Consider the following 22,890-nt stretch of genomic DNA (forward strand, 5'->3'; position numbering starts at 1 on the left):
ATGCGCCAGATTCAGTTCATTCGTTCGAACACGTTCCTGTGGGCCGCGGCGATAGCAGCCACGCTGGCGTTGTTCGTCGCCGCCCTGTTCGCCTTCATCTACTGGAAGATCGACGACTACCTGATCATGCGATCCGACCGCATGATTGCAACGCAGCTCAACTTCATGGCCGAGCTGCCGCCCGGCCGTCTCATCGACGCGATCTCCGATCATCTCAAGCAGGATTCCAGGGGCGTGCAATATGCCGGCCTGTTTGATGCCGTAGGGACTCCGCTTGCCGGCAACATCGGGCGATTGCCATCACAGCTCGATCTCGGCGGGCCGGTCCGGAGCGTGCGGCTCGCACGGGCCGGGCCGTCGGCGGTTCGCGATGCCGTTGTCAAGGCCGCCGGCAGGCGGCTGGGCAACGGCCATATCCTTGTGATTGGAAGGAACGTCGACGAGACGCGCGAGATATCGATCGTCGTCGGGCAGGCGCTGCTGCTCGGTCTGCTGCCGGCATTCTGCCTCTGCCTACTGGCCGGGGCCTGGCTGAGCGTCCGCGCCCAGAGGCGAGTCGAGCAGGTGAACCAGAGGGTCCAGCGCATCGTGGCCGGCGATCTCCGCGAGCGACTCCCGGAGACCAACGCGGACGATCCGTTCGCGCGGCTGGCCAGGATCGTCAACGGCATGCTCGATGAAATGGAGACCACGATCAACGCGTTGGCGGGTGTCGGCAACGATATCGCTCACGATCTCAGGACACCGCTCACGCGAGTCCGCCTGGCTCTGGAGCGCGGGCGCACGCATGCGGCCACGCTGGAGGACCTTCAGGACATCGTGGACAAGGCAATGGCCGGAATCGACCAATCGCTCGCAATCGTCACCGCGCTGCTGCGCCTGGCCGAAATCGAGAGCAGCAGCCGTACGGCCGGCTTCGGCGATGTCGCGCTCGACGAGATCCTGCGACAGGTGTGCGACGTGTACGAACCCATTGCCGAAGACAAGGATATCGACATCGATGTCGAGATCGACCGCAAAGTGCAGGTGCGGGGTGATCGGGACCTGCTGTTCGAGGCGGTTGCCAATCTCGTGGACAATGCCGTCAAGTTCACCCCCGCGGGCGGAAGAGTGACGCTCGAGCTGGTGTCGGACGACAGGGCCGTGCTCGTGCGCGTGAGCGATACCGGCCCCGGCATCGGCGAGTCGGAGCGCGAGGCGGTGCTGCGTCGGTTCTATCGCTCCGACAAGATGCGCAACACGCCGGGAGTGGGACTGGGACTGAGCCTCGTCGCTGCGATTCTGAAGCTGCACGGCTTCTGCCTGACCATTTGCCCGGCACCCGGCGGACGGGTGGAGATCCTCGCCACGACGGGCGCGACATCACGCGAACCCGCGGCATCGGCGCCGGATCGTTCGCTTCACGCGAGCCTCGCGCCGATGTGACCGCCGATGCCACGTGCGACCCGTGCGAAGCGGAAAGAGCGGCGGGATCTCTGAAAGCGAATTCAGGCTTGTTAAGTGCAGTTTACTGGCGCCGTCAGTCGGAGGCTTCTTACGTTCGACTTGCCGGTTCGAATGTGGGAGCAAAAGATGCCAATGCGACATGCGGGTTTGAGCAGGATCGAGACGGCTGAGCCGGGCAGGCGTACGGCGGCTGCTGTGTTCAATGCGTATTCCTCCGTCATCGGCCGGTACGACCTGCTCGAACGCGAGCAGGAGCAGCAGCTTGCGCGTCGCTGGCAGCAGACGAGGGACGGCGACGCCGCGAACGCGCTCGTCACGAGCCACCTCCGGCTCGCCGCCAAGGTCGCGCGGAGCTACAGGGGATACGGCCTTCCATTCGCAGATCTCATGGCCGAGGCCAATCTCGGGCTGGTGATTGCCGCGTCGCGGTTCGAGCCCGACCGAAACTCGCGATTTTCCACCTATGCGACGTGGTGGATCAAGGCCGCCATCCACGAATACATCCTGCGCTCCTGGTCGCTGGTCAAGATCGGAACAACGGCCGCGCAAAAGAAGCTGTTCTTCCGGCTTCGCGGCGAGATGAGAAAGGCCGGCCAGGGCGGGATGGCACGGCTTACCCCCGATGTCGCCGAGGCGATCGCCACCAAGCTCGAAGTTTCGGCGCGCGATGTGATGGAGATGGATTGCCGCCTGCACGGCGACCTATCGCTGAATGCACGGGTTGGCGGCGACGAGCAAGGTACCGAGTGGGAGGCCTTGCTTGTGGACGAGGCGAGCGACGCCGAGACCGTCCTTGCCGATCAGGATCAGATGGAACATCGGACCGATGCCCTGCGCATTGCGTTGAATGGCCTCACGGGACGCGAGCGGCGCGTGCTGGAGGCTAGGCGGCTGGCGGAGCATCCCCCGACGCTCGATCAGCTCGCCCGCGAGCTTTCGATCTCCAGCGAGCGCGTTCGGCAGATCGAGATTCGCGCCTTTGCAAAGGTCAGGCGTGCCGCCATCCGTGCCACCCTGGAGCCCGCGGCCACCGCCCGGGGACAGGGGCGGCGCGCGGCGTCGTCTCTGTCGCCACCCACCTGTCCCGACACTATCTCGAGCGTGAGGCGTTCGCATCTACGTGAGCGATCGAGAGGTCGCGATGCTGAACTCGATTTCATTTGAACGGTCAAGCATCGTCGCCATCTGAAAAGTTCCCGCAACCTTCTCGAAGTAGTCGTCTCCATGGGAATTGTCCGCTTTGCGCTCCGGTTTCCGCACACATTCTATGTGCTCGCGGCGCTGATCCTGTTTCTCGGCGGCATCTCGGTCTGGTCGATGCCGACGGATATCTTTCCCGAGATCCGCATCCCCGTCGTCACCGTTATCTGGAGCTATACCGGCCTCTCGACGCCGGAGATGGAGCAGCGCGTCTCCACGTACAGCCAGTATTCGATCAGCGCCAATGTCAGCGGCATCAAGAACATCGAAGCGCAGACGCTCAATGGTCTGTCGGTTCAAAAGATCTACTTCCAGCCGGACGTCAATCTCGATCTCGCGATCTCGCAAATCGTATCGGCAACGAACGCCATCCGCGCGCTGATGCCGCCGGGCATTCAGCCGCCCGTGATCGTGCAGTTCAATGCGTCGAGCGTGCCGGTGCTGCAGCTCAGCCTCCAGTCCGACAAACTGAACGAGCAGCAACTATACGATTTCGGCATCTATCGGATCCGGCAACAACTGGCTCCCGTTCCGGGGGTGACGCTGCCGACGCCTGCCGGTGGCAAATATCGCCAGATCATGGTCGACATCGACCCGAACAAACTCTCGTCGCGCGGATTGACGCCGCTCGACATCGTCAATGCGGTGAACACCCAGAACCTGACGCTGCCGACCGGAACGGCGAAGATCGGCGATACCCAGTACACCGTGCGAACCAACGCGACGCCGGCCTCGATCAAGGATCTCAACATGATCCCGGTCAAGTTCGCGAACGGCGCGACGATCTTGCTGAAGGATGTCGCCCAGGTTCGGGACGGATCGCAGGTCCAGCAGAATATCGTGCGCGAGGATGGTCACCGTGCGGTTCTGCTCAGCGTGATCAAGAATGGCAACGCCTCGACGCTTGCCGTCGTCAACGGGGTCAAGCAGGCCTTGAAGTCGATTCGGGCGTCGGCGCCGGCCGGGCTGAAGATCAGCGAATTGTTCGACCAATCGGTCTTCGTCACCCACTCCGTCGACGGCGTGCTGCGCGAAGGAGCGATCGCGGCCGGTCTCACGGCGCTGATGATCCTGGTATTTCTGGGATCGTGGCGGTCGACGCTCGTCGTCCTGATCTCCATCCCGCTCGCGATGCTGTCCTCGCTCATCGTGCTCCATTTTCTCGGCGAGACCCTCAACACGATGACGCTGGGTGGGCTGGCGCTCGCAGTGGGCATTCTGGTCGACGATTCGACGGTGACGATCGAGAACACGCATCGGCTCTGGACCGAGGAGGGGATGCCGCTGTCGGAAGCGACACTGCACGGTGCGGCCGAGATCGCCGTACCGACGCTCGTCTCCACGCTCGCCATCAGCTGCGTCTTCACCTCGGTCATATTCCTCGAAGGACCGGCGCAATACCTCTTCACGCCGCTCGGCCTTGCGGTGGTGTTTGCCATGCTGGCGTCGTACGCGCTGTCGCGGACTCTCACGCCGATCACGATCGGTCTGCTGCTGAAGGGCGAGCGGCGCCATGGCGAGGGCGAGAGTTCGTCCGGCATGTTTTCGCGCGCATCCGCCGCGTTCGAGCGCAGCTTCGAGCGCCTGCGCGACGGATATTCCGAACTCCTGACGACCCTGCTCCGGAGCCGCAGCATCGTGCCGATCGCTGCCGTGCTCGTGCTGGCGCTTGGGGCCGTCATGTTCGTCTACGTGGGCAGGGACTTCTATCCCCTGATCGACGGCGGTCAGATCCAGCTCCATGTTCGTGCGCCCGCCGGGACCCGGATCGAGCGCACCGAGGCCATCTTCCAGGCGGTCGAGGACAAGATCCGCGAAGTCATTCCGGATCGGGATCGCGGGCTGATCGTCGACAATATCGGCTTGCCGGCGCGTCCCTACAATCTGGCCTTCACCGACGGATCGACGATAGGAGTGAACGACGGCACGATCCTGGTATCGCTCAAGGACGGCCACAGGCCGACTGCGGATTACGTCAAGAAGCTGCGCCAGGTCCTGCCAGCGGCATTCCCCGAGGACGTCTTCTATTTCCAGGCGGCGGACATCGTCACCCAGATCCTGAATTTCGGCCTGCCGGCGCAAATCGACGTCCGTACCGTCGGCTACGGCGCCAACAATCTGTCCGTGGCGAAGGAGCTGCAAAAGCGCCTGGCGGCCATTCCGGGAGTCGTCGACGCGCATCTTCAACAGGAGGTCGACGCTCCCGCATTCTACGCCGACATCGACCGCACAAGGGCCGCACAGCTGGGGCTCAACGCCAGCACGGTGGCGACCAACATCAATGTCAGCCTCAGTTCGTCCGCCCAGGTCTCGCCGAATTTCTGGACCGACCCGACGTCGGGCATCCCCTATTATCTTGCCGTTCAGACGCCGGAGTACAGGGCCAACTCGCTCAACGCACTGGGAAACACGCCGGTTTCGGCCTCGTCGGCTGCAAGCGGACAGACGGTGCCTGGGCTGCTCAGCAATGTTGCGACCTTCAAGCGCGGGACTGTACCCACCAATTTGAACCAGGCAAACGTTCAGCCGGTGTATGACGTCTATGCGAGCGTGCAGGGGCGCGATCTCGGCGGCGTCTCGGCCGATATCGGCAAGGTCACGTCGACGCTTCAAAAGCAGCTCCAGCCGGGAAATTCGATTGAGGTCCTGGGGCAGATCCAGAGCATGCATCAATCGTTCCGCGATCTCGGGATCGGGCTGCTGTTTGCCGCCATCCTGGTCTATCTGTTGATGGTCGTGAATTACCAGAACTTCGGCGACCCCCTTGTCGTCATCATGGCGTTGCCCGCGACCTTCTGCGGTATCATGACGATGCTGTTCATCACGGGGACGACGCTGAACGTGCCTTCGCTGATGGGTGCGATCATGGCCGTGGGCGTCGCATCGGCCAATTCCATCCTGCTCGTGACGTTCGCGCGTGACGCGCAACTGAATGGGCACACCGCGTTCGAGGCTGCGCTGAGCGCGGGCCGTACGCGAATCCGCCCCGTGCTGATGACGGCTGCCGCGATGATCGTGGGCATGATCCCGATGGCGATAGGAGGGCCGGGCGAGGAGCAGAACGCGGCGCTCGCCCGTGCCGTCATCGGCGGGCTGCTGTTCGCAACGCCGACGACATTGCTGATCGTGCCCTATCTTTTCGCCTGGCTGCGCAAGCGCAACGACGGCAAGCCTCACCAGGGCGTGTTCGAGGAGTTACCGGAATGAGCGATGTTCGCGTGCGGACCAACAGCCACGACCTGAGCGAGCCGCCGGATGCGGAAAGCGGCCGCATCGTGGAGCTCCCAGGCAAGAGCGCGCGACCGCGCCGCCGGTACGGCGGCGCATGGCTCGGCGGCGCCATGTTCCTGCTCCTTGCCGGCGGACTCGGCGTGGGCGGCTGGCGGCATTATCAGGCCGCACGCGATCTGGCTGTATCGGCAGAGCAGATCAGGACTGCCGTTCCGGAGGTTCGGGTGGCCACGGTCCGCGCCAGCGGCGAGTTCATGAAGGTCACCCTGCCGGCGACGACGACGGCATTCGAGGCGGCGAACATTTTCGCACGGGCCAGCGGCTACATCGAGAAGCGCTACGTCGATATCGGCGATCATGTGAAGAAGGGCGATCTCCTGGCGGAGATCACCGCGCCGGAACTCGACCAGCAGATCGCGCAGGCACAGGCGACGCTGGCGCAGAACCAGGCGGCGTTGCAGCAGGCACAGGCGAGTCGGGAGCTTGCCGACGTCACCAATACGCGGGACAGCAATCTGGTCAAGCAGGGCTGGTTGACGGCCCAGCAGGGCGACAACGACCGTCTTACCCTGCGCGCCCAGCAGGCGGCCGTGAGCGTCGCCCAATCGAACATCACGGCACAAGAGGCGCAGATTCGCGTGCTTCAACAGGAAAAGGCCTACCAGCGCGTGGTGGCACCGTTCGACGGTGTGATCACGCAACGCAACGTGGACAATGGCAGCCTCGTTCAGGCGGGATCGACCTTCATGTTCACGCTGATGCATTCGAACGTGATCCGAACGCAAGTTTTCGTGCCGCAGGACGAGGCCTTCGGCGTCGCGCCGGGCGTCGAGGCCGAGATTCACGTTCCCGAGATCCCGGACCGGGCATTTCCAGGGAAGGTCACGCGCATCGCGACCGCGTTGCAGCCGGGAAGCCGAACGCTGCTGACCGAGATCGACGTGCCCAATCCCGATGGCGCCTTGAACCCCGGCATCTACTGCACGGTCGAACTGTCGATCCCGCGCAAGACGCCGTCGATGTCGATTCCGGCCGATGCGCTGGTCTTCGACCAGAACGGCCTTCATGTCGCGGTCGTGCGCAACGGCACCGTTCATTTGCAGAAGGTCTCGATCGCGCGGGATTTCGGCACGTCGGTGGAAGTGCGCGAGGGCGTGCGGCCCGGTGAGCAAGTCGTGCTCAATCCGGCGGTCAATCTGGCGGAGGGCAGCCAGGTCACCATTCGCAAGAATGAGGCCAGCCAGGGGGGACAGACATGATCCGGATCGGTTGCGCCGCGCTCGCCATCCTGCTGCTCGGCTGCTCTGCGGGCGAAGCCCAGGTCGCGACGACCGGCAGCACGGCGATGAGCCTGCCGACCGTACCGGGCGCGATCGTCACCTCACCGCTCAATAGCCCGGGTCCGTTCTCCGCAACGACCGTGCAGGGCGCGCCCGACACCACGCTGGCACCCGTTCCGCTCGCCTCGGATCCGACGACCCCGGGTACGGTCGTCGTCTGTGCGCCACCATCGACGTCTCCGATGTCTCCGACGTCGATGCCCACAATGCCGACCACATCGAGCACGGGATCGCCGACGGCGGGGAATGTGGCTCCAATCGTACCGGTCATGGGACAGAATGGGAGCTCGATCGGGACAATTTCCGCGGCCGCGCCGTCAGGGACAGGAGTGACGGTGGCGTGCAGCTCAACGCCGGGCGGGACGGTGGCGAGCGCGGCCAGTTTGCCGCTCTCGATCCCGCAAGTGCAGGCCGGGCCGCCGCCGGGTACGATCCCGGTCGCGATCAGCGGCGACGTCGGAACGGGCATTGATCCGAGTGCTGTCGTCGCGCCCAGCCCCAACACCTCGACCTGTGCGGAAAGCATGACGATGAATCTGGCATCTCCTGCGACAGTGCTGCCGGCCAACGCGTCAGGTGCGGCGCCGACGCCCGGAGTCTCGCCGATCTTGCCGCCGGGGTGCTGAGGGACAGCCGTGCAGCGCAACCGCCTTATCGCCATGTCGCGACCATCGCGACAGACGGATGGATGCGTCACCCGAAACGGTCGTCGCCGCTCTGCCGGGCGGCGGCAATCATTCCTGATGTCGGCACCTCCATCGCCCGTGCAGCGGCGGTGACAGAGCGGACGACTCGAGAGTTGTCGATCGAATTGGAGGAATGACAGCATGAGGAGCTGCCATTCCTCTTTTCCGCGTAAGCCAAAAGGCCCCGAGACGCGCAACGACCCGCTTCAGTTCAGCACGCGCAATTGCGTTCTGCCGGGGCAGCGTTGTCCGGCCGGTGCGCTCAATAGCCGGACTTGGGCTCGCAGGGCGGGCGACGCCACGGGGCAGATGCATAGGCGCCGACGTCCGGAGCCCGCGTGCAACCGCGCTTGGAGGTAACCGGAACACGTTGAGCCGACGCGTAGGCATCGACATTCGTCCGCCGCGCGTTCGTATTGCCTTCACGCGCCATCGCCGGGGAAGCAACCATGGCCGCAGCGATCAACCCGGCCGAGAACAGCTTCAGTGTAGTCATCGTACATCTCCTTGACAAAGCGACGCCGGGAACGCCTCGGCTCGCGCATCAGACATGTGCATGCGTGCACCGGATCGGCAGTATCAATTGAACGATCATTTTCGTCGTTGCACGAAGGGATGCATGCACATCCACGCCGCGGGTACGCCGCATCGCGCGGTCGTACTCCGTTTGAGGCGTGAACGATGGTCACCTGAATCTGGTAGTTGTACTTGTTTGCTCGTTCGGCTTGTCATCGGCGCCAGTGGTGGTTGCGAACCTGAACCGCGCCAAACACGGGAGCCGCGCCACCGGGGCGCTCGAGCCCCATTCGTCCTGCCGGGGTCAACGCACCACCATTCAGCACGTCGCGGTCGGGATACATCGAGGCAAAGGTTGCGGGCTCCTGGTCGGCGAAGGACCAGGCGGCGGAGGCCGACGATACTGTCGCAGTTGAGATCAGCACCGAGGCGATCAGGATCTTGAATGCATTCATAGCGAGTCTCCATTGCTTTCTCGTGCGGAGAGTCGCTTTGTGGGGATCGCTGCTCGGCTGACGGCGTTTCCAGAATTGTATTCTATGTCGAGATATATAGGCAGCCTCGTCCGCAAGGCCCGTGATTGTGCATCACTGTTGCGAGAAGATGGCCGAGTGCAAGACATGGAGCCCAGGCTTTCGACGAATACCTCATACGTCGTCGAACAGAATTCCGTCAGCGATGTCAGAATCGATCGCGCCATCGTGCGATGGTCAGATCGCGCGCGGTGCCCGGTTCTAGACGCAGCAGCTGGACTGCGAGCCATGAGGTCAATCTCGTTTCTGCGTCGTTGCCTGGATTGTGCTCTCGGGGCCGTATCCGAAGAATTCACTCGGTACGGCGCCTCCATCGTCAGAGTGGTGGGCTCTGTTCAAGCAGCAGTGGATGCCCCGGGGGCGTCATCCGATCCACCGATCGGATACATTGCGGCCTTGGCAAGCACCGCATCCCCCGTGCTCCGGAACGTTCCGCAATGCGCTCGCCGCTCAGCACTCCGTCACGGAGAAGTGCGCGGATGGTTTCGACGCCTCATTGCCGGATCAGGATGCCATGACGAATTGAGGCGATCTTGCCATTCCGCGCGCTTGTATCGGGATTGCACGCGACCGCGCAGCCCTCGTGATTGGGCGGGGCAGGGCCTCACGGCATTCAGAAAGTGCGTGCCTTCACGAAATTGACGGTGCGTTTGGGAAGATCGGCATAGCGGCGGTCCGCTAAGTTCCACTCATGTCATCAAGCGGAGAGCTGCGCGCTTTCGAGCGCCGGGCGGCCGCCGCGTTGCGAGAGGACTTGATGAATCAGCCAGGTAGAGTAGAGCGTTCGAGCCTTGGATGGCTCGTTCTGATTGCCGCCGTGGTCGGCGGCAGCGCCGCCGCCTTTGCGTATACCGCGGGGTGGCTCACGCCGGGGCGTCTTACGCCGGATCGCATGATTGCAGCGTTGACGCCTCCGAGCGGCCCGCCGCTGGGGCACCGGCGGAATCATGCCAAGGGAATCTGCTTCACCGGCATGTTCGAAGCGAACGGAAATGGTGTCGAGCTGTCCCGCGCCAAGGTGTTCGTGCAGGGCCGCTATCCGGTTCTGGGCCGTTTCAATCTCGGTACGGCCGATCCGAACGCGGTGGACGCGACCGTGCGCGTGCGCGGCATGGGGCTCCAGATATCGGCGGCGGACGGAGAGGAGTGGCGAATGGCGATGATCAACCCGCCATTCTTTGCGGTGTCCACGCCTGACGCGTTTCACGATCTGCTGGTTGCGGCCGGCAAGAAGGATCCGGAGGCGATGAAGACGTTCATCAGCGCAAATCCGGAGTTCGCCGCTTTCGCAGCCTGGGCCAAGGCGGCGCCCTGGACCGGAAGCTACGCGGAGGACTCGTATAACAGTCTCAACAGCTTCGTCTTCACGAACGCGAAGGGCGATGAGCACACCGTGCGGTGGTCGCTGGTGCCCACGGCAGAGCCTGCTTCCATCGCCCAGGCGGAGCTTGAGAAACGCGGCCCGGATTTTCTCGAGCAGGAGATCACGAACAGGGTGAAGTCCGCGCCGCAACGGTGGACCATGGTCACCACTGTGGCCGAGCCGGGCGATCCGACCGCTGATCCGAGCAAAGCCTGGCCGGACAACCGGCGCAAGGCCCAGGTCGGAACGCTGGTGGTGCAGCGAATTGAACCTGAGCGGGATGGGCCCTGCCGCGACATCAACTTCGATCCGACTGTGCTGCCGCAGGGCGTCCGGGTGTCGGACGATCCGTTCCCGGCGGCGCGCTCGTCCGTCTACCGCAAATCCTACGATCTTCGCGCAGCCGAAGCCGGCGACTATCCGAGAACCGAGGTTGCCAAGCCATGACCAGTGTCCCGCAACGCTTCGCCCCGATCCAGCGGCTGCTGCACTGGCTGATGGCGATCTGCATCATCGCCATGCTCTTCATCGGTGTAGGCATGGTGTCCACCGTGGCTCAGAAATACCTCCCGCTCATCCTGATCCACAAGACGCTCGGCGTTGCACTCCTCGTGCTCGTCCTGGTCAGGCTGGCGTTGCGGCTTCATTTCGGCGCGCCGCCATTGCCGGCCGACCTTCCGCCGGCGATGAAGCTGGGAGCGCGATTGTCGCATCTTTTGCTCTATGGCTTCATGATCGTCATGCCGTTGCTTGGTCTCGGCATGCTCTGGGCCGCGGCCTATCCGGTTGTCCTGTACGGCGGGATTCGGATTCCGGCGTTGCTGCCGCAGAGCGACCACGCGCACACGCTGTTTTGGAATGCGCATGTCTATCTGGGGCTCACGTTCTTCGCCCTCGTGCTGCTGCATCTGGCAGCCGCGCTGTTCCACGCCCTGATCCGTCGCGATGGCGTGTTCGCGACGATGTCGCCTCTGCCGCAGCGGCAGCGGATGAAGCCGACCGAATGAGTCACCGCGCACCTGTGGGCGTGCAATCCGGGAACGATGCTTCAGCACGGAAAGACCGGCTGCCCGCCCTCTGGCTAGAAATTGTCCACTTTCCAACAAGGAGCCAACCATGACCAAAGCAGACCTGCAAAGCCCAACGGATCTGGGAGCCAATGCGAACCGTGACGTTCCCGCCGCGTTGAGAGCGCTGCTGGCCGACGTTTTCGCGCTGTACATGAAGACGAAGAACTTCCATTGGCACGTATCTGGCAGTCATTTTCGCGACTACCATCTCATGCTCGATGAGCAGGCCGAGCAGATCTTCGCCATGACCGACGATATCGCCGAGCGCGCGCGCAAGATCGGCGGCACCACGCTGCGATCGATCGGTCACATCGCCCGCGAGCAGCGCCTTCTCGACAACGACGCGGATTATGTTGATCCGCAGGATATGCTGGCCGAGCTGCGCAGCGACAATCAGCAGCTGACACGGGAAATGCGCCGGGTCCACGAGCTCTGCGACGAATATGGCGATGTCGCCACCGCAAGCCTGCTGGAGAACTGGATCGACGAGACGGAACGGCGGATCTGGTTCCTGTACGAGACCGGGCGGAGCGGTGCGAATTCGTAGGAAGGCAAGCTGTTCGGCCGGGAGGCGGGTGAAGGATGAGCAGTCTCTCGGAGCTATCGTCGGATAGCGGCACCAACGCGGAGCGCATGTTGCTGCGCGAGCTGGCCCATCAGATCGAGGGCGAGCTCGAGTCCGTGATCGAGTTGCTCTCGGAGGCTGCCGGTCGTTGCGAAGGCACGGAGGCGAGAGCGATACTCGCTTCCGTGCAGGATCGACTAGAAAGCCATGTGTGCCTCCACCACGCATTGCAGATGCCCCAGTTCGCCACGACCATCGATCTGGCCTCCTATCTCCAGCAACTGTGCAGGTCGATCAGCCGCTCGCGGCTCGAGTATGAGGGCATCGCGCTTTCGCTCCTGCTCCAGCCGCTCAAGGTAAGCTCCGAGCGTTGCTGGCTGCTGGGCATGATCGTCTTCGAACTGATCACCGCCTCGGCGCGTCACCTCTCCCTCGATGGGGCCGGCGCCATCCGGCTCGAAGTCTGGGGAACGGCAAATTCGGTCACGTGCTGTATCATCGACAATGGGACAACCGCCGAAGGCCGGCCCGGGCTCGACCGTTCCACCGTCGATATGCTCGTTGCGCGTCTGAATGGAACGATGGATATCCGCTTCGGACCCGATGGGACCAGGACCGTCGTCGAGATCCCGCGTCGGGCCTAGCGCGGTCTCGACGCGCGACGACGGGAAGCTTCCCGTTCGTGCCCCGCAAGCTCACCGCGCCAACGCTCCGCATCGTGCAGATCAACAATATCGTCGTTTTTGCGAAAGATGGTGCGCGGGCCCGCTTGTACCCTTGCTCCCATTCATGACCGGGAGAGCGGTCATACGTGCAAGGGTCAAGCCATGGCAGATATGTCGAACTCGAAGGCGTCGCTTGGAAGGGCCATCCACGCGATCAGCGGAAAATGGGGCTGGTTCGTTGCGCTGGGCGCAGGCGAATTGGTCCTCGGTGGCATTGCGTCCGCAAACCTGGTGGCCGCCAGTCTCGCCTCCGTGCTGGTCATTGGCGCCACCATGGCTGTCGCGGGCATCTTCCAGATTGTGCATGCCTTCTCGGTGCGCGCCATGCGGGGATTCCTGTTCTGGCTGCTCGCGGGCGTTGTTTACGGCGCGGCCGGGATCATCATCCTCTATGATCCGGTGCTCGCCTCGTTCACGCTGTCTCTCGCGGTGTGTGCCTTCCTCGTCGTCGCCGGTGGGATGCGGATCTGGGCAGGCTTTCATATGCGACCGGCTGCGGGTTGGCGCTGGATCGTCGCCGCCGGTATTTTGACATTCTGCGTCGGCGTCATGCTGGTGGCGGCTTGGCCCGCGATCGGCCTGTGGCTGCTCGGTGCGATGCTGGTGGTCGACCTGATCTTCCAGGGCTGGGGTTTCATTGCATTCGGGCTGGCGCTCAGAAGCAGGGCGTCCCGCCACTCGGCCCAGCCGGCGACGGTGTGAGCCATGATGACGGGATCGACCTTCACGCGGCACTCGGAGATTGCCTGGCGCGGCGGCCAGACGCGGTCGACCTCGCGGCTGATCGCCGAGGAGACGGCCATCGCGCTCACCTATAACGGCTCGACCCATGCCGTGATGATGGGAACGCCCGCTGATCTCGAGGATTTCGGTATCGGGTTCAGCCTCACCGAAGCCATCGTCAGACGAAGGAGCGAGATCAGGAGCATCGATCTGATCCCAAACGATCTCGGCGTCGAGGTGCGGATGTGGCTCGATGGTGACCGCGCGGCCTCTCTGGCCGCCCGACGCCGAGCCATCAGCGGTCCGGTCGGCTGTGGGCTATGCGGCATCGAAAGCCTTGAACAGGCGCGCCGCGCGCCCTCGCGGGTGCGGGATCGTAGCATTGTCTTCCGCGCAGGGGATCTGCTGAACGCGATGCAGGCCCTGTCTCCGCTCCAGACCTTGAATCGGCAGACGCGATCCGTTCATGCGGCGGCCTTCTGGACGCCTCGCACCGGCATCGGTCCGGTCAGGGAGGACGTCGGCCGGCACAATGCTCTCGACAAGCTCGCGGGTGCGATCCTCCGCGACGGCGGTTCGGCCGGCGAGGGCGCCGTGCTCCTGACGAGCCGCGTCTCGGTCGAGATGGTGCAGAAGGCGGCGATGATGGGCGTTCCGGTCGTCGTGGCCGTATCCGCTCCGACCGCGCTCGCCATCCAGACTGCGAAGGAAGCGGGCATCACGCTGGTGGCGATTGCCCGCGATGACGGATACGGCGTGTTCACACACCCGCGACGCGTTCTGCTGCCTGACGAGGCTGCTCCGCGCGCGGAGGGCTGACACTGGGCCCATCAGCATGGCAATGCAAGCCGCATCTCCGGACGCCGCGGCCGAGCTGCGCGCCGTCGCTTATGCTCCGGAACGATCGCTCCTCGTTGCGGCTCTGCTGACGTTTTCGGGCGGCTTTCTCGATGCCTTCACCTGGCTCTCGCTCGGTGGTGTGTTCGCGAGCTCGCAGACCGGCAATGTCGTTTTCCTTGGCATCGATGCCATGTCCGGGCGGTGGCAGCAAGCGGCGCACCATCTGTTGCCGATCGTCGGCTTTCTTCTCGGTGCCTGGGTGGCGATCCGCGTGCGGGCGCCGTTGCGTTGTCTCTTTGCGCATATCTTCTGCCTCGTGGCAGCGATGCTGTTGCTGCATCGGATCCCTGATCCGATCGCCATTCTCGGAATCTCCTTTGGCATCGCGCTGGAGTCGGCCAGCTTCAGGCGTGTCGGTCGCTGGAGCTATCTCTCCGTCACCGTGACCGGCAACATGTTGCGCGCTATCGATCAGTTCGTGTCGACCTCCGATCGTGACGCCTTGCGTGGTGGCGTGGCCATGCTCGTGCTCTGCCTGATATTCCTCTGCGGTGCGGCCTTCGGGGGCTATGCGACGACGCGGCTCGGGGCGTCCAGTATTGCGGTGCCGATCGCATTGTCGGCGTGCGCTCTGCTGCTGTGCTTGCGGAGCCATGCCATTCGGCAAAGGGGCGTTCGTTCGCGAAAGCAGGCCTGCCGCGCGCAACGTATCATTTCCAGCACGTGCCTTGATGACACTTTCCGAGATCAACCGCCGCGAGAGCCAGGGATGAACGACCTCCGCAAAGAGACAGTCAGGCTCGGTGAAGTGTCCGTTTCCGCGGACAAGCTCGCGTAGCGAGCGTGAGAAAAGAGGGGGCTTACCCATGGATCCAACGGCGCTTCTCCTGTCCCGGCTGCAGTTTGCTTTCACCATCTCGTTCCACATCATTTTCCCGGCATTCACGATCGGACTTGCGGCCTGGCTCACCGTGCTCGAAGCCATGCACCAGTACAGTGGCAGGCCAGTGTACCGGACGTTGTTCGAGTTCTGGCTCAAGATCTTCGGCGTCGCCTTCGGCATGGGCGTCGTATCGGGCGTCGTGATGGCGTTCCAGTTCGGAACGAACTGGAGCGTGCTGTCCAAGATGTCGGGGCCGATCCAGGGCCCGCTGCTGGCCTACGAGACCTTCACCGCCTTCATGCTGGAGGCGGGTTTCTTCGGTATCCTCATCTTCGGACGGCCTCGGGTGCCGCCCTGGTTCTATCTGTTCTCGACCGCGATGGTCGCGCTCGGAACCACGCTGTCGGCGTTCTGGATCATGGTCAACAACAGCTGGATGCAGGTGCCGACCGGCTATGTCCTGCAAAACGGCCAGTTCGTGCCTGACGATTGGGCGCAGATCATCTTCAACCGGGTGGTCTGGGTCAGGTTTCCGCACATGCTGCTCGCCTCTTATCTGACGGGCGCGTTCTGCGTGGCGGCGACCGGCGCGTGGTACGTGCTGCGGCGGACCTATCGGCCCGAGGCACATGTCATGTTGCGCATGGGCCTTGCGCTCGCGGCCGTATTGCTTCCAGTCCAGCTGTTCATCGGGCATCTCGTCGGCGATTACGTTCACGATTACCAGCCGGCCAAGTTCGCCGCGATCGAAGCGCGCTGGCATGACGAGCAACCGGCCTCGGAGGTGCTGATCGCGATCCCGGACTCGAGCACCGAATCGAACAGATATGCCATCTCGATCCCGGTGCTCGGCAGCATCATCGCAAGCATGAGCCTGAACTCGAAGGAGGTCGGCCTGAGCAGCTTCGCGCCGCAGGACCGCCCGCCGGTGGCAATCCCGTTCTTTGCCTTTCGCATCATGGTCGGCTGCGGCTTCGTGATGCTGGGGCTTGCCTGGCTCGGGACCTGGCTCGGGCTCAAGCATCGGCTCGAGCGCAGCCGCCTGCTGCTGTGGGGCATCTTCCTCAGCTTTCCATTGCCCTGGATCGCCATCCTCACGGGCTGGTATACCGCGGAAGTCGGCCGCCAGCCATGGACGGTCTATGGGGTGCTACGCACGGCAGATGCCGCGACGCCGTTCCTGACCGCGTCGGCCGCCACGGCTTCGCTGATCCTCTTCGTCGCGGTCTACGCCTTCATCTTCTCGTTCGGAACCTATTACATCTATCGGCTCTTGCGCGCCGGACCGGCGGGACTCGGCGGCAAGCCGCTGCACGTTCCCGTGCCCAACCGGCCGATGTCGCTCGCCGACAAAATGCCGACAATCGTCGAGGCGGGAGAATAGCCATGGTGACGTTCTGGGTTGCGCTTCTTGCCACCAGCATCCTGATCTATCTCCTTCTGGACGGCTTCGACCTCGGGGTCGGGATGCTGTGCGGCCTCGCACGCAGCGAGGCGAAGCGGGAGACGATGCTGCACACGGTTGCTCCGGTCTGGGATGGCAACGAGACCTGGCTGGTCGTCACCGGCGTGATCATGTGGGGCGCGTTTCCGCTGGCATACGCAACGGTGATGTCAGCCTTCTATATCCCTGTCATCGTGATGCTGCTCGGATTGATCCTTCGCGGCGTTGCGTTCGAGTTTCGCGGCAAGGCGCTTCGTTCGCGCTGGGTTTGGGACGTCAGCTTCGTCGCGGGCTCGTTTGCCGCCAGCTTCATGCAGGGCGCGATGGTGGGCGCGCTCGTGGAAGGACTTCAATTCTCCAACGGCGACTACGCCGGCGGGACGTTCGGCTGGCTCACCGTCTTTTCTACCCTGTGCGGGATTGGACTCTGCTTCGGATATTCGCTGCTCGGCGCCTGCTGGCTGGTGAGGAAGTGCGATGGTCTCGTTCGCGACGCCGCGCGGCGCCAGATCCCGCCGCTGGCGATCGGCGTCCTGATCTTCCTGATCGTCGTCTTCGCCTATGCGCTTGCCGAACATCTGCCGATCCTGCAGCGCTGGACCGACCGGCCCTATCTGTTCCTGTTTCCGCTCGTCGGCGCCTGTGCCGCTGCCGTGCTCGCCACGAGTGTCCTGCGCCACGACGATTACTGGCCATTTCACATGGTCGCGCTGATCTTCGCGGCGGCGTTCGGCACGCTCGCCCTGTCGTTCTGGCCCTACATGATCCCGTTCGTCGTGACGATCGACGAGGCCGCGGCGCCTCATGCAAGTCTCGCATTCATGTTCTGGGGCGCCGGCCTGTTCGTCTTTCCGCTGATGCTGCTCTATCTCGCGGTCGGCTATCGTGTCTTCCGCGGCAAGTCTGCCCCGGCCGTCGACCACTACTGACGGCTGCACGGCTCGAACTTGCCGCGAATTACGGCGGACAAGAAGAAAGGCGCCGTTTCCGGCGCCTTTTTCGCTGAACCGCTCTCGTTGAGCGGCTTCAGGATTTGGGCATGACGCCAGGACTGTTGTCCGGCCATTGCGCGATCAGCTTCTCGTCGATGTTGAAATGCTGGGCGACGAGCTTGGGCGGCGTGTGCGTCAGCCAGTTGGAGAGCGAGACCTCCTCGTAGCGCGGCGCACGGAACACGCCGATGAACTGCAGCTCGGTGTCGCCGACATTCTCGACATAATGGCCGAGATTACGCCGGACATAGCCGATGTCGCCGGCCGCGAAATCCGTCGTCAGCGCGTTCGGACCGGTGTCGAACACCGTCATCCGCGCCTTGCCCTTGATGTAGTACTGCCACTCGTCGGCGTTCGGGTGCCAGTGCATTTCCCGGACCGCGCCCGGCGGCATCGTCACCAGCGCCGCAGCGATGGTCGTGGACACCTTGAAGTTGTTGCTGTCGGCGACGCGGATGCTTCCGGCGGAGCTCTCCTTGACCGGGGTCGAGCTGCCGAGCGAGTGGACGAAGGGGTAGGGTGGCGCTTCGGCGTGCCTGGCGACTGCGGCGCGATCGGCGGCGAGATCGCCGGGCACGGTCCCCTGGAAGATCCAGAGATTGTGCAGCGGGATCTTCGCGAAGGCCTCGGCTGGGACGCCGAAATTCTTCGCCAGGACCTCGGGCGGGGTATGGGCGAGCCAATCCGTCACCAGCAGCGTGTTGAATTCATTGGCATGGCCATCATCGAAGCAGATCACGAACTCGCAGCCGTCGGGACCCAATCCCTGCAGCGAATGAGGCGCACCCGATGGGAAATACCAGAGGTCGCCGGCTTTGACGTCGGCGACGTAGGGGCGTCCCTGGGTGTCGAGCACCGTGATGCGGCAGGTGCCGTAGGTCATGATCGCCCATTCGGCGGCCTGATGCCAATGCAGCTCGCGGATGCCGCCGGCGGACAGCCGCATGTTGACGCCGGAGATCTCCTTGGAGATGGCGAAGTCCTCGACAGTGACCTGACGGGCCCAGCCGCCATTCTGGATGCGTCTCGGCGCGTTGTTGAACGAGGCCCAATCCATCGGCAGGCCGCCGACGTCGGTCGCGGGCGGGGTCTGTGCCGATGGGAATTGCTTGGCCAGCGCGGGATTTTGCGGACCGGGATCGGTCAGGCTTCCCGGACTCTTGGCGTTTACGGCACCTTGCGGTGGCTCGTCCGGATTGCCGAAGCTTGCGGCCTGCGCACTTGTGCCGACCATGGCGGCGCCTGCCGCGGACATAGCCAGCAGATCACGTCGTGAAAACATGTTGGGTCGCTCCTGAAGATTGTCCAAAGCCCTCTGTCACGACGGGGCTTCAATCGCCCAGCCTAGTTTCCGCTTGCCGTTTCAGCTTCCGCGAAGGGCGCTCTTCTTGCCGGAATGCACGGGCTGTTGCGGCAAGCCGGCCGGGTTCGAGCGTGTGCAATTGAGAAATTCGGCTTCGTTTTGAAAAGACGGCTCCGCCCGCGTGATCCTTAACTGACCCGCAGAAGCGCGAGATCGAGAGACATCGAAATGACCACGAAATCGGTTCGTCCCTACCGTGAACCTGCCGGCGGCTGGGGTGCACTCAAGGCGCTCAGCGAGGCGCTTCTGGTGCAGCGGGTGCCGCTGAAGGGCGCGGCGACGCTGAGCCGGATGAATCAGCCGCAGGGGTTTGATTGTCCCGGCTGCGCATGGCCCGATCCGAAGCACACTTCGTCGTTCGAATTCTGCGAGAACGGCGGCAAGGCGATCGCCTGGGAGGCAACGTCAAAGCGCTGCACGCCAGAATTCTTCGCGGAGCATACCGTCACCGAGCTCGCTAGCTGGAATGATTATGATCTCGAAATGGTCGGGCGGCTCACGCATCCGATGGCCTATGATGCCACATCCGACCGCTATCTCCCGGTGGAATGGAGCGATGCGTTCGACATGATCGGACGGGAGCTCAGGGCACTGCCGGATCCGAATATGGCGGAGTTCTACACTTCCGGGCGGACCTCGAACGAAGCAGCTTTCCTCTACCAGCTCTTTGTGCGCGAATACGGTACCAACAATTTCCCCGACTGCTCGAACATGTGCCATGAGGCGACCAGCGTCGGTCTGCCGTACTCGCTCGGGGTCGGCAAGGGCACCGTGCTGCTGGAGGACTTCGACAAGGCCGATTGCATCTTCATTTTCGGCCAGAATCCGGGCACCAACAGCCCGCGGATGATGACCAGCCTGCGCAATGCGGCGCGCCGCGGCGCATCGATCATCTCGTTCAACCCGTTTCGCGAACGTGCGCTGGAGCGATTTCAGGCGCCGCAGAGCCCGATCGAGATGATCACGCTGAGCTCGACGACGATCAGCTCGAAGCTCTTCCAGGTGCGGGTCGGCGGCGACGTCGCTGTCCTCAAAGGGATCATGAAGATCCTGGTCGAGGCGGACGAGGCCGCCCGCGCCGCCGAGCAGCCGGAGATCCTGGACTGGGATTTCATTCGCGGTCACACCGTCGGCGTTGAGGCGTTGATCGATGACCTCAAGCGCACGCAATGGCCCGACATCGAACGTCAGTCCGGCCTGACGCGCGAGGACATGGAATACGCCGCCGGCGCGTACATGAAGGCAGAACGTGCCATCATTGTCTACGGCATGGGCATTACCCAGCACTGGCGCGGCGCGCACAACGTGCAGCAGATCGCCAACCTCGCGCTGTTGCGCGGCAATGTCGGGCGTGAAGGCGCCGGCGTCTGCCCGGTTCGAGGCCATTCCAACGTGCAGGGCGATCGCACCGTGGGGATCACCGAAGTTCCCAAGGCAGACTTCCTCGAGCGCCTAGAACAACGCTTCGGCTTCAAGCCGCCGGCCGCGCCGGGGCACAACGTCGTGACCGCGCTGGAGGCGATGATCCGCGGCGAGGTGAAGGCCTTCTTCGCGATGGGCGGCAATTTCGCCGCGGCCATTCCGGACTGGCAGGCGACGCAGGCGGCACTTGGCAGGCTCGATCTCACCGTCCACGTCTCGACCAAGCTCAACCGCAGCCACTTGATCCATGGCCGCGCCGCTCTGATCCTGCCATGCCTCGGACGCACCGAGATCGATGTCCAGGCGTCGGGGCCACAGTCGATCACGGTGGAGGACTCGATGTCGATGGTGCATGCGTCCGGCGGCCGCAACAAGCCTGCGTCGGAGCATCTGCGCAGCGAGGTCGCGATCATTGCCGGCGTCGCCAAGGCGACGCTGGGCGAGCGCACGGTGGTCGACTGGGACGGTTTCGTTGCCGACTACGACAGGATCCGCGATGCGATCGAGGCGGTGTTCCCGATCTTCCAGGGCTACAATGCCCGTATTCGTGTCCCCGGCGGCTTCCACCTCACGTCGACGGCGCGCGAGCGGATCTGGGCGACGCCGTCGGGCAAGGCGAACTTCCTGGTGTTCCCGGGGTGTGGCGAAGACCCACAGAGCGATGCCGATTCCCTCTGGCTCACCACCATACGCAGCCACGACCAGTACAACACCACGCTCTACTCGATGTCCGACCGCTACCGCGGTGTGTTCGGCCAGCGCGACGTGGTCTTCCTCAACGAGTATGAGCTGAAGAAGCGGGGACTGGTCGACGGCGACCGCGTCGACCTGATAACCGCATCGACCGATGGCGCCGAGCGGATCGTGCGTAACTTCCGCGTCGTGGCCTATTCGTTCCCGACCGGCTGCTGTGCCGCATACTATCCGGAGACCAATCCGCTGGTCCCGCTCTATGCCCGGGATCCCCTCAGCTTCACGCCGTCATACAAGGGTATTCCGATTCGCCTGGTGCGCTCGGCAGCCGGGGAATAGAGCCAGCGCCGGGCGCGTTGCGGTCATGCATCGCAGCGCGGCGCATCCGCCCGGACGGAGACCGGCAGCGTGAACCAGAAGCGGGCTCCGCCGTGCGCGCCATTGCCTTCCGCGCCGATCCGGCCCCCATGCGCTTCGACGATCGACCGGCAGATGGGCAGTCCCATGCCCATCCCGGTCTCCTTGGTCGTAAAGAAGCTGTCGAAGAGCCGATCGACGTGTTCGGCAGCGATGCCGGGCCCGTTGTCCTCAACAGAGCAGCACAGTGTCGATGGGTCTGGCGTGACCGTGCTGATAACGATCCGGCGATCGTCATATCCGGCCTGGGTCATCGCCTGCACCGCGTTGATGGCCAGATTCACGATCACCTGCTGGAGCTGGGTGCGATCACCGAGCACCTGGGGCGCGCTCGGGTCGGGCCGGTGCACAATCGTCACCGCGCGGGATTCGAGTTCATGCCGGAGGAAGAGAAGCGCTTCGCGAATGACTTCGTCAAATGACAGGGATGCCTGTTCCGGGGCCCTCCGGGAAGCCATTCCGTGAACGCGCGCCACGATGTTCGCCGCCCGCTGCGCATCTACGACGATGTTTTCGATGGTCTTGCGGATCTCGACGATATCGGGAGTGGGCCTATTCAGCCATCGCAGTCCGGCGGCGCCATTGGTGGCAATGGCTGCGAGCGGCTGGTTGACTTCGTGGGCGATGGATGCGGTGAGTTCGCCGAGCATCGAGACCCGCGCGGCGTGCGCGAACTCGGCCCGTACCTGCTGGAGCTTCTGCTGGGCGCGAAGACGCTGTGAGATGTCGATCGTGCCGACCAGGCTTATTTCGAGATCATTGATAGGGCCGACGCGCGCGGTCGTGAAGAGAACGTCGACGATGCGACCGTCCCACGTGACCATCTTGGTCTCCTCCTCGAAGTTGGTCTCGCCGCGATAGCGGGACTCCATCGCCCGGCGGAACGTATCGGGCCGTTCCCTCCAGGTGTCCGCCATGGAACGTCCTACGAAGCCTTCGACGCCTCCCCCGAACATCTGGATGGCTCGTTCGTTGGCCTCCTGAAACGTGAGCGCATCCATGCAGGTGCGGAGGAATTCGGGATGGCTGTCGAAATAGGCGCCGAGGTCCTTGACACCCTCGGCGCGCAGTTTTCGGAACAGCGCGACGAGCCTGCTGGCGTCGAGCTGCCGGAATGCGATCGGCATGCGGCTGAACAGCTGGCGGTAGCGCTGCTCGCTCCGCTCCAGCTCGGCATTGGTCTTCTTCAGGGCCGTGATATCCATGATCGCGCCGACGAGCGTCAGCGAAGCGGCTAGGAAAGCAGCGAAAGCGATCGCGGTGAAATTGTCTCCAAGCAGTGAACAGGTGAAGGACAGCAGGGTCAGAACAAGGCTACCCCAAGCCCACAGCAGAATCCGATCCTGTATTGTCTGGATCGGCAGCAAACGCCGCCACCATCGCTGGGGCTGTACCGGGGTTGAGCCATCCAGGCGTTCGAGCATCATGCGGAAGGTCT

The 22,890-nt window shown here is 63.7% G+C and carries 19 protein-coding genes; 15 read left to right on the plus strand and 4 right to left on the minus strand.

The features are described from left to right. The 5 genes from ABIA42_RS09075 (at position 1) to ABIA42_RS09095 (ending at position 7,843) form a co-directional block, all read left to right on the plus strand. Entirely contained in the window at positions 1-1,425 is a 1,425-nt protein-coding gene (locus ABIA42_RS09075; RefSeq protein ID WP_271526183.1) for an ATP-binding protein, read from the plus strand. Positions 1,426-1,572: 147 nt separating this feature from the next. Then, a complete protein-coding gene (rpoH, locus tag ABIA42_RS09080; RefSeq protein ID WP_370114124.1) occupies positions 1,573-2,610 on the plus strand; it encodes an RNA polymerase sigma factor RpoH in 1,038 nt (345 codons plus the stop codon). Positions 2,611-2,670: 60 nt separating this feature from the next. Next, a complete protein-coding gene (locus ABIA42_RS09085; RefSeq protein WP_370143759.1) occupies positions 2,671-5,853 on the plus strand; it encodes an efflux RND transporter permease subunit in 3,183 nt (1,060 codons plus the stop codon). Continuing rightward, positions 5,850-7,136, plus strand: a complete 1,287-nt coding sequence (locus ABIA42_RS09090; protein WP_370114122.1) for an efflux RND transporter periplasmic adaptor subunit — start codon at positions 5,850-5,852, stop codon at positions 7,134-7,136. Before ABIA42_RS09085 ends, ABIA42_RS09090 begins: the two co-directional genes overlap by 4 nt. Then, positions 7,133-7,843 carry a hypothetical protein gene (locus tag ABIA42_RS09095; RefSeq protein ID WP_271526180.1) on the plus strand — a complete coding sequence of 237 codons (711 nt, stop codon included), beginning with the start codon at positions 7,133-7,135 and terminating at the stop codon, positions 7,841-7,843. The genes ABIA42_RS09090 and ABIA42_RS09095 overlap by 4 nt, the downstream gene beginning before the upstream one ends. A 322-nt stretch (positions 7,844-8,165) precedes the next feature. Here ABIA42_RS09095 and ABIA42_RS09100 read toward each other — a convergent pair whose 3' ends face one another. Continuing rightward, a complete protein-coding gene (locus ABIA42_RS09100) occupies positions 8,166-8,399 on the minus strand; it encodes a hypothetical protein (protein ID WP_239622747.1) in 234 nt (77 codons plus the stop codon). A 232-nt stretch (positions 8,400-8,631) separates the two neighbouring features. Then, positions 8,632-8,874, minus strand: coding sequence for a hypothetical protein (locus ABIA42_RS09105; RefSeq protein ID WP_271526179.1), 243 nt, complete (start codon positions 8,872-8,874; stop codon positions 8,632-8,634). Between the two features lie 835 nt (positions 8,875-9,709). On the opposite strand from ABIA42_RS09105, the gene ABIA42_RS09110 reads away from it, so the two are divergent. The 9 genes from ABIA42_RS09110 (at position 9,710) to cydB (ending at position 17,494) form a co-directional block, all read left to right on the plus strand. Beyond that, a complete protein-coding gene (locus ABIA42_RS09110; protein ID WP_271526178.1) occupies positions 9,710-10,762 on the plus strand; it encodes a catalase family peroxidase in 1,053 nt (350 codons plus the stop codon). Further along, positions 10,759-11,322 (plus strand): cytochrome b, encoded by a 564-nt coding sequence (locus ABIA42_RS09115; protein ID WP_370114119.1) that lies wholly within the window; start codon positions 10,759-10,761, stop codon positions 11,320-11,322. Before ABIA42_RS09110 ends, ABIA42_RS09115 begins: the two co-directional genes overlap by 4 nt. A 109-nt stretch (positions 11,323-11,431) precedes the next feature. Then, complete coding sequence (locus tag ABIA42_RS09120) at positions 11,432-11,932, plus strand: Dps family protein (protein ID WP_271526176.1); 501 nt, start codon at positions 11,432-11,434, stop codon at positions 11,930-11,932. 86 nt (positions 11,933-12,018) lie between these two features. Then, complete coding sequence (locus ABIA42_RS09125; RefSeq protein WP_271526175.1) at positions 12,019-12,594, plus strand: histidine kinase dimerization/phosphoacceptor domain -containing protein; 576 nt, start codon at positions 12,019-12,021, stop codon at positions 12,592-12,594. 183 nt (positions 12,595-12,777) lie between these two features. Continuing rightward, positions 12,778-13,377: an HdeD family acid-resistance protein gene (locus ABIA42_RS09130; protein WP_370123579.1), complete on the plus strand. Its 600-nt coding sequence runs from the start codon at positions 12,778-12,780 to the stop codon at positions 13,375-13,377. Between the two features lie 3 nt (positions 13,378-13,380). Further along, positions 13,381-14,217, plus strand: coding sequence for a formate dehydrogenase accessory sulfurtransferase FdhD (fdhD, locus tag ABIA42_RS09135; RefSeq protein WP_370114117.1), 837 nt, complete (start codon positions 13,381-13,383; stop codon positions 14,215-14,217). Then, positions 14,141-15,076 carry a YoaK family protein gene (locus ABIA42_RS09140; protein WP_370114115.1) on the plus strand — a complete coding sequence of 312 codons (936 nt, stop codon included), beginning with the start codon at positions 14,141-14,143 and terminating at the stop codon, positions 15,074-15,076. Before fdhD ends, ABIA42_RS09140 begins: the two co-directional genes overlap by 77 nt. 28 nt (positions 15,077-15,104) lie before the next feature. Beyond that, positions 15,105-16,505 carry a cytochrome ubiquinol oxidase subunit I gene (locus tag ABIA42_RS09145; RefSeq protein WP_271526171.1) on the plus strand — a complete coding sequence of 467 codons (1,401 nt, stop codon included), beginning with the start codon at positions 15,105-15,107 and terminating at the stop codon, positions 16,503-16,505. Between the two features lie 2 nt (positions 16,506-16,507). Further along, positions 16,508-17,494, plus strand: coding sequence for a cytochrome d ubiquinol oxidase subunit II (cydB, locus tag ABIA42_RS09150; RefSeq protein ID WP_370114113.1), 987 nt, complete (start codon positions 16,508-16,510; stop codon positions 17,492-17,494). A 97-nt stretch (positions 17,495-17,591) separates the two neighbouring features. Here cydB and ABIA42_RS09155 read toward each other — a convergent pair whose 3' ends face one another. After that, positions 17,592-18,839, minus strand: coding sequence for an oxalate decarboxylase family bicupin (locus tag ABIA42_RS09155; protein WP_271526169.1), 1,248 nt, complete (start codon positions 18,837-18,839; stop codon positions 17,592-17,594). A gap of 249 nt (positions 18,840-19,088) precedes the next feature. Between ABIA42_RS09155 and ABIA42_RS09160 the strand changes: the two genes are divergently transcribed. Next, positions 19,089-21,374 (plus strand): FdhF/YdeP family oxidoreductase, encoded by a 2,286-nt coding sequence (locus ABIA42_RS09160; RefSeq protein ID WP_370114111.1) that lies wholly within the window; start codon positions 19,089-19,091, stop codon positions 21,372-21,374. Between the two features lie 23 nt (positions 21,375-21,397). Here the strand turns inward: ABIA42_RS09160 and ABIA42_RS09165 are convergent, their stop codons facing one another. Then, positions 21,398-22,879, minus strand: a complete 1,482-nt coding sequence (locus ABIA42_RS09165; protein WP_370114109.1) for a sensor histidine kinase — start codon at positions 22,877-22,879, stop codon at positions 21,398-21,400. Positions 22,880-22,890: the final 11 nt, after the last annotated feature.

The sequence above is a fragment of the Bradyrhizobium sp. USDA 327 genome (genome assembly GCF_041262065.1).
GTDB classification, from domain to species: Bacteria; Pseudomonadota; Alphaproteobacteria; order Rhizobiales; family Xanthobacteraceae; genus Bradyrhizobium; species Bradyrhizobium liaoningense.